Origin of the sequence: Thalassolituus sp. UBA675 (genome assembly GCF_002297765.1) — a bacterium.
GTDB lineage: Bacteria > Pseudomonadota > Gammaproteobacteria > Pseudomonadales > Oceanobacteraceae > Thalassolituus.
Genome location: NZ_DBNJ01000029.1, coordinates 1 through 13,386, shown reverse-complemented (window position 1 = coordinate 13,386; position 13,386 = coordinate 1). Strand labels below are relative to the sequence as shown.

General features: G+C 52.3%; 10 protein-coding genes. 7 read left to right on the top strand and 3 right to left on the bottom strand.

Annotated elements, in window-relative coordinates; translation table 11 throughout:
- Positions 1–71: 71 nt before the first annotated feature.
- Positions 72–284: a tRNA (uracil-5-)-methyltransferase gene (locus B3007_RS13195; RefSeq protein WP_297530609.1), complete on the bottom strand. Its 213-nt coding sequence runs from the start codon at positions 282–284 to the stop codon at positions 72–74.
- 52 nt (positions 285–336) lie between these two features.
- Here B3007_RS13195 and hrpB point away from each other — a divergent pair, with 52 nt between their 5' ends.
- The 4 genes from hrpB (at position 337) to B3007_RS13175 (ending at position 9,670) form a co-directional block, all read left to right on the top strand.
- The gene (gene hrpB / locus B3007_RS13190; protein ID WP_301376984.1) at positions 337–2,781 is read left to right on the top strand and encodes an ATP-dependent helicase HrpB; all 2,445 of its coding nucleotides are present in this window, start codon (positions 337–339) and stop codon (positions 2,779–2,781) included.
- A gap of 76 nt (positions 2,782–2,857) precedes the next feature.
- Positions 2,858–3,286 (top strand): hypothetical protein, encoded by a 429-nt coding sequence (locus B3007_RS13185; protein WP_297530605.1) that lies wholly within the window; start codon positions 2,858–2,860, stop codon positions 3,284–3,286.
- Positions 3,287–3,818: 532 nt separating this feature from the next.
- Positions 3,819–6,584 carry a tandem-95 repeat protein gene (locus B3007_RS13180; protein WP_297530603.1) on the top strand — a complete coding sequence of 922 codons (2,766 nt, stop codon included), beginning with the start codon at positions 3,819–3,821 and terminating at the stop codon, positions 6,582–6,584.
- A 128-nt stretch (positions 6,585–6,712) separates the two neighbouring features.
- Entirely contained in the window at positions 6,713–9,670 is a 2,958-nt protein-coding gene (locus B3007_RS13175) for a tandem-95 repeat protein (RefSeq protein WP_297530601.1), read from the top strand.
- Here the strand turns inward: B3007_RS13175 and B3007_RS13170 are convergent.
- On the bottom strand, positions 9,651–10,409 hold the full coding sequence (locus tag B3007_RS13170) for a sulfite exporter TauE/SafE family protein (RefSeq protein WP_297530599.1): 759 nt from the start codon (positions 10,407–10,409) through the stop codon (positions 9,651–9,653). The genes B3007_RS13175 and B3007_RS13170 overlap by 20 nt on opposite strands.
- A 29-nt stretch (positions 10,410–10,438) precedes the next feature.
- On the opposite strand from B3007_RS13170, the gene B3007_RS13165 reads away from it, so the two are divergent.
- Positions 10,439–10,678: a glutaredoxin family protein gene (locus B3007_RS13165; RefSeq protein ID WP_076514157.1), complete on the top strand. Its 240-nt coding sequence runs from the start codon at positions 10,439–10,441 to the stop codon at positions 10,676–10,678.
- Here B3007_RS13165 and B3007_RS13160 read toward each other — a convergent pair.
- Positions 10,653–11,345, bottom strand: a complete 693-nt coding sequence (locus B3007_RS13160; protein WP_297530597.1) for a riboflavin synthase subunit alpha — start codon at positions 11,343–11,345, stop codon at positions 10,653–10,655. The genes B3007_RS13165 and B3007_RS13160 overlap by 26 nt on opposite strands.
- Before the next feature lie 89 nt (positions 11,346–11,434).
- Here B3007_RS13160 and B3007_RS13155 point away from each other — a divergent pair, with 89 nt between their 5' ends.
- Both B3007_RS13155 and cobB read left to right on the top strand, forming a co-directional pair.
- Positions 11,435–12,592, top strand: coding sequence for a patatin-like phospholipase family protein (locus B3007_RS13155; protein ID WP_273091900.1), 1,158 nt, complete (start codon positions 11,435–11,437; stop codon positions 12,590–12,592).
- On the top strand, positions 12,592–13,287 hold the full coding sequence (cobB, locus tag B3007_RS13150) for a Sir2 family NAD+-dependent deacetylase (RefSeq protein ID WP_297530593.1): 696 nt from the start codon (positions 12,592–12,594) through the stop codon (positions 13,285–13,287). The genes B3007_RS13155 and cobB overlap by 1 nt, the downstream gene beginning before the upstream one ends.
- Positions 13,288–13,386: the final 99 nt, after the last annotated feature.

Genomic DNA, 13,386 nt, shown 5'->3' with positions numbered 1-13,386 from the left:
CAAAACTGTGGGACAGCAGTGGGCGAAAGCCGGCTTTTTTGCGTCTGAAGGAAATTCGGATTTCTAAAAGATCACCGCTTCTTTTTTGCTTTCTTCTTGCGTAAAAAATCTTTCACGGGCGTTTTCTTCGTAGGCAGAGCCCCTTCAAAACGCTTGCGCATCTCTTCGACCTTTTCTTCTTTGTCTTTGTGTGAGCGCTCCGCACGGTGCTTCTCACCCGCTTTTGCGAAATCTACTACTTTCGAGTCTGCCAACCTTGCCTCCACTGAGCCAATATCGATCATTCACCTTCATGCTATCATCACGACCTGTCAGTTCCAGTAGCAAAAGAGTGCAATGTCCACAGTTTTACCGATTGATGCCGTTCTTGACGATCTGAGAGCAGCCTTAGAGAGCCATGATAATGCACTGCTGATCGCTCAGCCCGGCGCCGGTAAAACGACTCGTGTTCCTCTGGCTCTTCTTGAGGAAGCATGGCTTGCTGGGAAAAAAATCCTCATGCTGGAGCCACGGCGTGTGGCTGCGCGTAACGCTGCAACTTTTATGGCCCGCCAGTTAAATGAACAGGCCGGTGAGACCGTCGGCTACCGCATGCGGCTGGAGAACAGAGTCTCTGCGCAAACCCGCATTGAAGTGGTTACCGAAGGTATTCTTAACCGCGTGCTCTTGGACGATCCGGAACTGACGGATGTCGGCCTGATTATTTTTGATGAATTCCACGAACGGAATCTGGCCTCAGATCAGGGGCTGGCGCTGTGTCTTCAGGCGCAACAGGTGTTTAATCCCGAGTTAAAACTGCTGGTGATGTCGGCCACGCTGGATGCTCTCGAGCTGGCAAAGCTGCTGAACGCTCCTGTCATCGAATCCGATGGCCGCAGCTTCGCTGTCGAAACGCACTACCGCCCTGCCCGCGACGCCAATGAGCGTTTGGTGCCTCACGTTTGTCGAGTCATCGGTGAAGCCCTGCGCGATACGGAGGGCGATATTCTCGTGTTTCTGCCCGGTGCAGGCGAGATAACCCGGGTACAGAATTCGTTAATTGAATCTACCCGAAATATTCTGATTACCCCACTGCACGGCCAGCTCAATGACAAAGAGCAGAAGCAGGCACTCAACCCCGATGATAATGGCCAGCGCAAAGTCATTCTGGCGACCAATATCGCCGAAAGCTCCGTCACTATTGATGGCGTGCGTGTTGTCATTGACTGTGGGCTGGAAAAACGCGTGCGCTTTCGCGCAGCACTCGGTATGCAGGAGCTGGTAACACAGGATATTTCTGTGGCCAGTGCGGTACAGCGTGCTGGTCGTGCCGGAAGACAGGCTCCCGGAGTGTGTTATCGCCTCTATACCGAAACCAGTATGCAACAGCGTCCGGCGCATATCCGCCCAGAAATTAACGACGCAGATCTGGCACCTCTACTGCTGGATCTGGTGCAGTGGGGAGCGTCTGCGGATGAACTGGACTGGCTCACGCCCCCGCCCAAAGGCCACCTCAGTCAGGCACAGGATCTGCTTTGCATGCTAGATATTCTCGAAAATCAGCAGCTCACCGATCACGGGCAGCGTTGCCTGACTACAGGCCTTGAGCCCCGTCTCGCCAATATGCTGATCCGTGGCGAGGCTGCTGGCTTCGGTAAAAATGCCTCTGAGCTGGCGGCACTGTTGCAGGAACCGGCCTTGCTGCGTCAGGGCGATGATATTGAGCGCATACTGCTACAGGCTCGCGGGACTTCTCGCTGGAAAAGCCGCGTTGCGCCCATGGCCCAGCGCCTGATGCAGAAGCTCAATATTGAGAAAGACACCTCCCCCGCCGATACCGGCTTTCTGCTCGGCTGTGCTTTTCCGGATCGTATCGGTCAGAAACGCGGAGCGGATACTCAATATCTGCTAGCCTCCGGTGCCGGTGCCACGCTGGCCGATGACAGTGCGTTACTTGGTCAGCCGCTGCTTGCATGTGCCGATATTGCCGCCGGACAACCGAACCGTGTCCGCACCGCGGCGACACTTTCTGAACAAGCAATGTCGCAACTCACTGAACTCCACCCGCACATGCTCAGCCGCCATATCGACGTGCGCTGGCTCGATAACGGCCAGCTTCAGGCGCAGGAACAACAGCGACTGGGGAAACTGATTCTATCGGCGAAGAAACTCGACACAATGACCGCCGATGACTGGCAACAGGCCTGGCGCGATCTGATTCTGGCCAAGGGTCTGAAAGTACTGAACTGGGATGACTCTGCAACGAACCTGTTAAGCCGGCTGCGACTTGCTCATGAATTCCAGCCAGAGCGCTGGCCGGATGTCTCTGACGAGGCCCTGCTGAATACGCTCGATGACTGGCTGATGCCCTTCTTAACCAGCGCCCGCCACCAGCGCGACCTGAAGAAACTGAATCTGTGCGGCGCACTGCTTTCTCAGCTCGAATGGGATCAGCAACAGGGGCTGGCCTCCCTGGTGCCAACTCATATCACAGTGCCGAGCGGCACGAATATCCGTATCGATTACCGCCAGAACCCGCCGGTACTGGCCGTGAAACTGCAGGAAATGTTCGGTTTCGAAGGGCAGCCTGCGATTCTTAATGGCCAGCTACCTCTGATGATTCACCTGCTGTCACCGGCGCAGCGGCCGTTACAGGTCACCCAGGATCTGCCGCACTTCTGGCGTCATACCTACGCTGATGTAAGAAAAGACATGCGCGGTCGCTATCCAAAGCATCCATGGCCAGAAGACCCTCTGTCCGCTGAGGCAACCAGATTTACAAAACGCCGACCGGAACCGTGAACCATCGTAAAGTATTCCATTAATTATTCGGATATAATGCGACACAAATAATATAAGAAAACGATGGAGGGACCCCATGCGACAGCTCATACTGGCCGCTGCGATCATCATTGCCGTTCTTTCTGCCGTTTGGTTTACCCAGCCAAGGCTCACCGAAGATCTGAATAACCCATCGGATGCTGTAACAACTGAAGACAGAACAGTTGATGAAGCCAACAGTACCGCTGCTGCTCCAGATTCAGCCTCACCGAACGCACACAGTGATCATGACCACGATCATGATCACGACGGCGAACTTCCCGCTGAGCTCGAAGAGTACATCGAAAGCCAGCGCATACCTGCCAGTGAAATCCCGATTACCGTACATGGGGATGGAACTGCAACCGCCCATACCGGAAAGCAATACTCAACCGTGATGATGATGATCATCGATGAAGATGGCACACGTCGAATGGTCGAGCGGCAAATTACCCCTGAAGGAACCGTGGTAGTACCCAATGAATAAGTTTTTGAGCCTTTTATTCTTGATTGCCTGTAGTGCACAAGCTGACATTATCATCGTGAATCAAAATGACCCTGATGAGGGGCTGAACGATCCCTCTGAAAGAACTCCAATAGGTGGAAACACGGGTGAGACTCTGGGTGAACAGCGACTCAATGTTTTATTTGAAGCTGCCCGTATTTTAAATGAGAGCCTGGATATAAAATACGATGTCCACGTCGGTTCGCAATTTACAGTTCTACCTTGCTCAGGCGATGGTACGGTACTGGGTCAAGCTGGAGCTTCTGACTATTACCTGGATTATTCAAATGGGAGCGTAGTTCCATATGCGCTGGCAAATCACATACTCGACAGAGACCTGAATGGCTCTGGGCTAGAAATTGACACCCAGTTTAACAGCGCGCTCGACAATCAAAATGGCTGTACGGCCGGTTTGAGTTGGTATTATGGTTTTGATTCAGCGCCAGATGGCGGCACATCATTTTTAAGTGTTGTCTTACATGAAATAGTTCATGGAATGGGATTCATCGGGTTAATGGGATCGTCTGCGCATGCTCCTTTCAGCTGGCCTGATGGCAAAGAAGGCTTCAGCCTGTTATCTAAAAATCTCGGACGCGCAGGTTTATCAGCTACGTTAGACGAGATGACTCGCGGCCAGCGTATTATCGCAATGACATCTGGCGACAGACTGACGTGGAAAGGCGATTCAGCCAATAACAAAACCAGCAATTATTCTAGCGGCGTCAATCAGAATGAAATTCAGTTTTACGCACCTTCCAGTTTCGATTCTGGCTCTTCCCTGTCCCACTTTGATGTTGACTTAGCACCAGACGAGCTCATGGAGCCGATATACACTGATACTTTCTCTGATATCGGACTGTCGCTTGAAGTATTGATCGACATAGGCTGGTCGCCAAATCCGGACAACCTTCCGAACTACCCGCCCGAGTTCACAGAAGTACCCACACAGTCGACAATTGAAGACACCTCTTTCGATGTCGAACTCAGTGCTACAGACATCAACGATGATGAGCTGACCTATAATGTTTCAAGCGTTTCTGCGGGCTTATCAGCAAGTGTCAGCGGAGCAACTTTAACTGTCTCACCCGACGAGAATTTCTTTGGTGAAGGCTCTGTTACTGCTTCCGTTTACGATGGTGAAAACACTGTGACAACCAGCTTTAGCGTGACTGTCACACCAGTGAACGATGAGCCAGCAATTTCTGAAGTTGCGGATGTCACATTCCCTGAAGGGGATACTGCTTCCTTAACGATCTCAGTGTCTGACGTCGATAATGCCATGAATGAATTGAGCGTCACGGCGACAACGACTAACACAGAGCTTGGTATGACCTTGAGCGATAAAGAAATCTCGTTTACTCCAGACGAGAATTACTTCGGCCAAGGTGTCGTAACCGTGACTGTAAGTGACGGGGATAAACAAAGTAGCCTTAGCTTTAATGTCACGATCACCAACGTTAATGACGAACCGGTGCTTTTGACAGAGCCACACCAAACATTAACAGAGGACACCCCGCTTACACTGACACTGACTGCAGTTGATTTGGATGGTGATGCTCTGACCTACTCAATACTGGGAACTCGTCAAGGTGTCAGCGCTACCATCACCGGCGCAGAACTTACAATCACTCCTGACGAAAACTTCAATGGTAGCTCAACAGTGACTGTGATCGTCAGTGACGGACTCGCAGACAGTGGAACTGCGATCAGTCTGACTGTTATGCCAGAAAATGATGAGCCGGTGCTCGACGATATAACAAATCTCTCTTTCGAACAGGCATCGGGGGCTACGATTACCCTCAGTGGTAGTGACGTCGACGGCGACGCTCTGAGTTTCAGTGCGCAAAGTCTTAACCCGGAACTAGTAACCGCTACAGTCGAAGGCACCACACTGACACTGGCTGCTGCCGATGAATTCAACGGCAGTGGAACAGTATCGGTAACGATCTCTGATGGTGAGTTGACTGATACCAAAACCTTCATTGCGACGGTTACCGACGGGACTGAGCCATCTCCTCTCTCCATCAAGGTTAACGATCAGCTCATCGCATCTGGCGCTAGCGTTGCACTGGATTCCCTGGCAGCAGTACAACTCGACGCATCTGGAGGCAATGGCCAGTATAGTTTTGAGGTGTTCTATCAGGGCGACCGTCCTGACCTTCTGGAAGGAGAAAATAGCAGTCGTGAACTGACCCTACCAACAATTGGTGCTTTTGCTGGTGATTACCTCATTACTATCGACGACGGTTTAGCAAGCGTTGACGAGGCAACGGTTACCCTAAGCCGACCTCTACTGCTTACTCCTTCAGTTACCCCTGTGATGGCAGGATCAACTCAAGCCAAGCTGGTTGCAGCAGGCGGTACTGTTGGCTCGGACGTGATCTTCTCCATAAACGGTGATGAACTACCGGAAGGCAGCATTGCCCCAGGATTCGCTGACAATGAGGGCGACACGATCACTACTGCAACTGCAGCGGATAACTCTGCAGCTAATAACCCGGCTTCTGTATTTATCAATGCAATGGGAGCGACGCCTGGCACTTACTCAGTTGAAGCTGCTCTGAGTTCTGCACCAACCGCATCGCTTGACCTGCAAGTCGTTGCGGGAAATCAGGTAATGTTTAATGTCGTAGATAGTACAGATACTGGACTCGAAGCTCTGATTACGGTCGATGACGAGCGCACTAGTGCCTGGGGAATCCAACAAACGATGACGACGGCTAATGATGGCTCAGCAGTGCTGACTCTCCCGGATACCAGCCTCAACCTGATTGTGAGTAAACCGGGATATAAGTCAAAGGTAATCGAATATCAGGGATCTTCTGACGTGACGGTGTCCCTGGAAGTATCGGATGGCTACTACCGGTTGACTGGCCTTGTTACCGCAGAGGGTTTCGATTTCCGCTTTATACGCCCTGAACTCAAACTAACCATGTCGGATGAATCAGTACAATCGATCCGTCCGACAACGGTCGCGGATAATCAGGTACAGTTTGAGTGGATCGGTGACGTTCAGGACGTATCTCCACAGACACTGACGGTTACCCACCGAAGTGCAGATGCTGTGGAGTTGGCCTTGCGACCTGACCTCGGAGAGGAGGAGGTTTCCATCTCTCTGATCGGGCCCGATGTGGCCCCTGCACCGGGCAACGCAGACAATGAGTCAGGTCAAACAGATTCAGGCAATAGCGACTCCGGCAGCTCTGGCGGCGGTAACGCAGCCTGGTTGCTTGTAACGGCACTGGCATTGATTGGTCGCCGTCGTCTGAAAACTTCCTGAACGCGTCTGAGAACAGTGTCCCGGTAACACAGAGACACTAACAACGCTTACATGGATTAACGGAAACGCACTGGTGTGCGTTTCCGTCAGAGCTACTCTGTAATGACAGAACTCTGCAGGTAGCTCCCGTGACATATCTCGTCCGCCTATTCGCATCACTGGTGTTGGCAGCCCCATCACTCGCTCAGGCGAACATCGTCATCGTCAATAATGATTCCGCCGGTGAAGGATTCAATGATGCTACCTCGGTCTCTGCCGTAGGCGGAAACCCGGCGACTGCGCTAGGCCAGCAGCGCCTCAATGTTTTCCAGCGCGCGGCGGATATTCTCAACAATACCTTTGATATTGCGGTAACTGTCAGAGTAGGCTCAAGCTTCGATCCGCTCACTTGCTCTTCCGGCTCCGCCGTGTTGGGTCAGGCTGGTCCAGCCGCATTTGATTACAATTTCAGCACACGAACCATCACCCCACATGCGCTCTATAACCAGCAGGTCGGCTACGACGCAGACACTGGCACTGTAGAGATCAATGCACAGTTCAATTCATCCATAGATAACAACGATAACTGCCTGTTCAATACCAACTGGTACTACGGCTACGATGCTCCCAGCGGAAACGATAACTCCTTATTATCAGTTGTTCTCCATGAAATTCTCCACGGCATGGGCTTTCTCAGCACTCTACAATCTGATGGGAACAGTGGTGGCGGCTGGAGCACATTGGAAGGATTTGTTGAAGGTTTCGATCCCTACACCTACAAGCTCAAAGACGCGTCTACCGGCCAGATGCTGACAGATCAGGCTGCTGGTACACGCTCAAATGTCATGCGCAGTGGTACAAATCTGGTCTGGAGCGGAACTGAAGCCAATGCAGAATCAGGCAATTACTCATCAGGCATCAACTCAGGCGAGGTACAGATGTACGCGCCGGGTTCGTATAAGCCTGGCTCATCGGTTTCTCACTTCGATACCGCAATGACTCCAAATGAATTGATGGAGCCACAATATACCGAGTTCCTTGATACCGCCGGGCTCGCAGAGCAACTGCTCGTTGATATTGGCTGGAGCTACAATGCAGCGAATGCTCCGAACAGCCCTCCGTCTCTGAGTGTCATAGGTAATCGCTCGCTCAGCGAAGACGGCAGCCTGAATGTCGCTCTTTCGGCGACGGACGCGGATGCTGACTCCCTCACTTACTCTCTGGGTGCCAACAGTGCCGCACTCGGTGCCAGCATTAGTGGTACCACGCTTAACATCAATCCAACTGCTGATTTCAACGGTTCAGGAACCCTCACAGTTAACGTCACAGATGGCGAAGACACTGACTCAGAAACCATCACGGTGACGGTCACCCCAGTCAACGACACGCCAGTATTGGCCAGTATCGGAACCCAGACGGTTAACGAAGAATCGAGCACCTCTGTCACGCTGAGTGCGAGTGACGTCGACGGAGACTCCCTGACCTACCAGCTGGATAGCGCAACAGCGGCACTGGGAGCGTCTGTGAGTGGCAACACTCTCAGTATCAACCCGACGACAGACTTCACAGGCTCCGGCAGCGTAACGGTCAGCGTGTCAGATGGGAGTCTGAGCGACTCTGAAACCTTCACGGTGACGGTCAACAACATCAATGATGCGCCTGTACTGTCGGCGGTATCAGATCTGACAATCCCAGAAGACACTTCAACCACAATCACGCTGACTGCAACCGACATCGACGGCGACAGCCTGACCTTCAGTGCCGTATCAGCCGATACGGGCGTCGCGACCGTTGCGGTAAGCGGCTCAACCCTGACAGTCACTGCAGCGACCGCAAACTCCGCGACCACGACGATTACAGTCACAGTGTCTGACGGCACCCTCAGCGCCGATACCAGCTTTTCAGTCGAGCTGACAGACCCATCAGCCGTTCCGCCGATTACAATGACGCTTGGCGGCGTATCAATCAATGACGGAGCAACCTATGAAGCCCCACTCGGAGCGCTCACAGTCACTCCGGCTGGCGGCACCGGAAATTACACGATCAGCGCCTTCTTCAACGGTGAGGATGGTAGTGAGCTGATCAGTAATGGATCTCTACTCATGCCGGATTCGGGTGCCTTCGCGGGAGTCTATACGCTCGACGTCAGTGACGGCAGTGGCAACACAGCGACCTTCTACGTTGAGCGTCCGCTTCGCCTGACCGCCTCCGTCGACCCTCTACTGCAAAGCACCGACTCTGCATCGCTCTATATCGAAGGTGCCAGTGCAGCAGCCACCATCAGCCTGTCAGCCACGGGAGGAATCTCATTCACCGATACGACGGGAGCTGCGCTGACCTCTATCGATGCACCGGACTCCACCGCAGACTTCAATCGAGCCAGCGTTGGCCTGTCCCTGAGTGCCATCCTCAACGGTACAGTAACCGCAACGGCAAGCAATATTCCAGACAGCGAACTCAACCTCAGTATCGTCGCAAGTCGCACAGTGACTATTACGGTGAGGGACGACAGTGGCCGCCCGGTTGCTGGCGCGGACATCACCATCACAGACGAAAGAGTTGAAGGATGGGGCCTGGACGCAGACAGTGAAACAGATGCCAATGGACGAGCAACCATCACACTACCAGCGACTGCGGTAGACATTGAAATAGACGGGGATGAGTTCAGTTCAGAAGAACTGCAGGTGCCGGCCAATACCAACGCAGTTTCTGTGACACTTGAACCGGCAGCAGTGTCATACACGCTCACCGGTCTGATTCAGGCGCAGGGCTTCAACTTTGACTCTGAACTGCCCGAAGTCCGGATTAATCTCAGCGACGGTAGCCAGTCATTGGCGGACCTGAACGAATTGAGCAATACCCGAGTTGAGTATGAGTGGATGTCAACTCTGGCGAGCGCACTGCCGGAGAGCATGACCGTTGACCACAGCGCCCTACCACCGGTCACCGTGAACCTCAACCCAGCTGCCAGCTCTGAAATTGTCGATATCACCCTGATCACAGAAGCCGATGACGACTCAGCAACCGGCGCCGGCGCTGTCGGGATTTGGGCAACACTGATACTGCTGGGCCTTAGACGTCGTTTACTCAGCCCCAGAGCAGCTTAAGGCCTACCAGCAATGTAATGACCTCATACAGTCGCTTAATCAGCAGATTACCCGACTGTATAGAGGTATGCGCACCAAGGTAGCCGCCCACCAGCGAACCGGCAATCAAAGCAGGAATCCAGTCCCACTTCACTTCAGCGACCGCCCCCATAGTTACAGCTCCCGTGCCATTCCACCCCAGCCCCACCGCGACCAGTGTCTGAGCGACCGCGAGTTTGTACTCAAGACCGAACCAGTACACGAGCCAGAGTGTAACGAACAGGCCGGACCCTGCGGATAAGGCGCCATTGGCAAAGCCGATGATAAACAAACCCACTGCGCCGATGGCCAGCCCGGTAACGTCACGATGTTTTTCTGAGGTAGATAACCCCAGCTCAGGACGAAACCAGGAATACAAAGACAGCATCAGCGTCAGGATACCGAGCGCGATTTCCGCATGGCGCCCGTTCACGTCCAGAATAAAGAGCGCGCCCAGAACAACACCCGGTGCACCCGCAAGAAAGATAACCAGCAGAATCAGTTTATCGAGATGCCCTTCTCTCAGGTGCCGCATTGTCGCCCCAAGACCAAGAGCAACTGTCGCGATTTTATGTGTCGCCAGCGCCAGCGAGAAAGGCAGCCCCATGAAAATCAGAATAGGCAGTTGAATCAAGCCGGCTCCGCCACCAGCCAATGCTGAAAACCAGTTGGCAACAACGGCAATAAGAAACAAGACCAAATGTTCTGTATACTCGACCATAGAACTCTCAGTTAAAGGGATACCCCTGCATGACTTACGCTCTCTACTATCACGACTATTGCCCATTCTGTCAGCGCGTTCTTATGGCATTGCCGAGCTTCAGTGTTGAAGTAGAAAAGCGCAACGTAATGCAAAATAGCGCATATCGAAAGCAACAGCAGGAAGCAACCGGGCGTACCACGGTGCCGTGCCTGCTGATTGACGACGGTGAAACACAGGAATGGATGTACGAATCAGGCGATATTATCCGTTATCTGAAGTCGCTTTGATTGTCTCCAGCAGCGAACCTAACGCCTCAGATGACCCAAGCAGACGCTGAACGGTATCTACAACCGCCTGTGTCTGAGGGTCGACCTCTACATTGATCTTATCCCCCACAGTCACCAGGCCAAAGGTGGTTACATCACGAGTCTCAGGGATCAGATGCACTGCAAAACGGTCGCCAGCCACTTCCGCGATGGTCAGGCTGCAACCGTTGAGCGCAACATAGCCTTTATCTAACAGATAAGGAGCGAGATTGTCTGGTCGCTCCATCCATACCACCAGGTTATTCGCGGTCTCAATAACCTCAACAACCCTGACCTGCTGCATCACGTGACCCGATAGCAGATGACCGCCAATCTCATCACCAAACTTAGCTGCACGTTCAATATTCACGATACTTCCAGCCTTCAGGTCGCCAAGGTTGGTGACCTTAAGGGTTTGACCAATAGCGTCAAAACTCACACGGCTACCAGTGCTACTACCAGCACCACTCCCAGAGCTGGCCGGAATAATTTCCCGTGCCGTCAGACAGGTGCCGTTGATAGCAACAGAAGCTCCAATCACAAGCCCATCAACAAGCTCATCAGAGAAATCAAAAATAAAGGTCGCGAAATCCTCCTTCTTGAGAACATCAGCAACAGCAAGTCGGGTCTGCACAATTCCAGTGAACATTTCGGGCCTCGGGTCATCACAGTTGTGGCCATTATGCACTATACTCGGGGCTTATTCATAAAAGTCGAACGACCCTCTGGAAGGTGATTTTGGACGTTAAAAAATCAGGGCTGATTCTGTCTGGTGGTGGTGCCCGAGCTGCGTACCAGGTCGGTGTATTAAAAGCTATCCATAAAATTCTCCCCAAAGGCCACTACAATCCGTTCGATGTTATCTCAGGAACATCTGCAGGTGCGATTAACGGCGTAGCACTTGCCAGTTATGCAGAAAATTACCGGATTGGTATTAAGCACCTCGAACGAATATGGATGCACTTCACCCCTGATCATATTTACCGCACCGATTTTCTCGGAGTTTCACACGGCATATTGAGAATGGCGCGCTCAATGGTCATGGGAAAACGATTTAAAAATGATCCAGTGTCGCTGCTCAATAATCAGCCATTACGGGAACTACTCGGCGAAGCCATTAAATTCGACCAGATTCAGGGCGCTATTGATAACGGCGCACTTCATGCGATCGCGGTTAACTGCTCGGGCCTTGAAACTGGAGAGTCAGTCGCTTTTTTCCAAGGGCATTACAGTATTACCAACTGGAACCGTCACCGTCGGATTGGAAAACGTACGCGAATAACGCTTGACCACCTCATGGCGTCTTCAGCGATTCCAATGATATTTCCTGCGGTTAAATTACACGGCGAATATTTTGCCGATGGCGCAGTTCGCCAGCTTGCGCCGATCAGCCCTGCACTTCATCTGGGTGCAGAGAAAGTTATGGTGATTGGTGTTTCGGGTATCGCCCATAAGCGTAAAGATCACGTGAAACCTCCGGCGGCTTATCCAAGCCCGGCGAAGGTCATGGGTCATATGTTAAATGCCGCTTTCCTCGACAGTATGGAAACCGATGTCGAGCGCCTGCGCCGTATTAACCGGACTCTGACCAGTATTCCTGAAGATGTTCGAAAGGAAGCAGGAATGGAGCTCAAACCCATTGAGTTACTGGAAATCAATCCAAGCCGTTCCATTGATCAGATTGCTGGCGAGCATGCTGCTGAAATTCCTAAAGCCCTGAAAATGACCTTGGGTGGCAGTGGTAACGCAGGCCAGAACGGATCAGGTATTCTCAGTTACTTGCTGTTTTCTAAAGGCTTCTGTAAAGCACTGATTGACCTCGGTTATAGCGATGCCATGCAACGCGCCGATGAAATTCGCGGATTTTTCTCAGATCATTTTGAGGAAGAAAAGTAATGAGCACTCCGAAACGAATTGTCGTACTGACTGGCGCGGGCATTTCAGCCGAATCAGGCATTAATACGTTCCGGGATAATGGCGGCCTGTGGGAAAACCACCGCCTCGAAGATGTAGCAACGCCAGAGGCCTTCGAGCGTGACCCCGCGCTGGTTCAGCGCTTCTACAACGGTCGCCGGGCGCAACTTGCTGACGTCAAACCCAACCCTGCTCACATTGCTCTTGCTGAATTCGAAAAGGAATTTGCCGGTGACTTTTTACTGGTGACACAGAATGTTGACCATCTGCATCATGAGGCTGGCTCACAGAACCTCATACATATGCATGGTGAACTGAAAAAATCGCGTTGCCTCACCACCGGGAAAATCCATAGTCAGCAGGCAGATATTGAAGCAACCAGCCTATGTGAATGCTGTGGTACCGCCAGCTTGAGACCACATATCGTCTGGTTCGGCGAAATGCCGTTATACATGGATGAAATCTATCAAGCGTTAGAGAAATGCGACCTGTTCATCAGTATCGGTACTTCTGGCAACGTCTACCCAGCAGCCGGATTTGTAGAGGTAGCTAACAGCGTTAATGCCAGAACGGTAGAAATAAACCTGGAGCCTTCACGTGGCGCCGATGCGTTTCAGGAAGCCTTACACGGCCCGGCCTCAGTTAAGGTCGCTGAGTTTCTATCTACAATCAGCTGAGGCTCTATCTACAACCAGCTGAGGCTCCTGCTTACCCACCTCAAAGAATACAGGCATAAAAAAACCCGCCGAAGCGCACTGCTGTCCCACAGTTTTGGG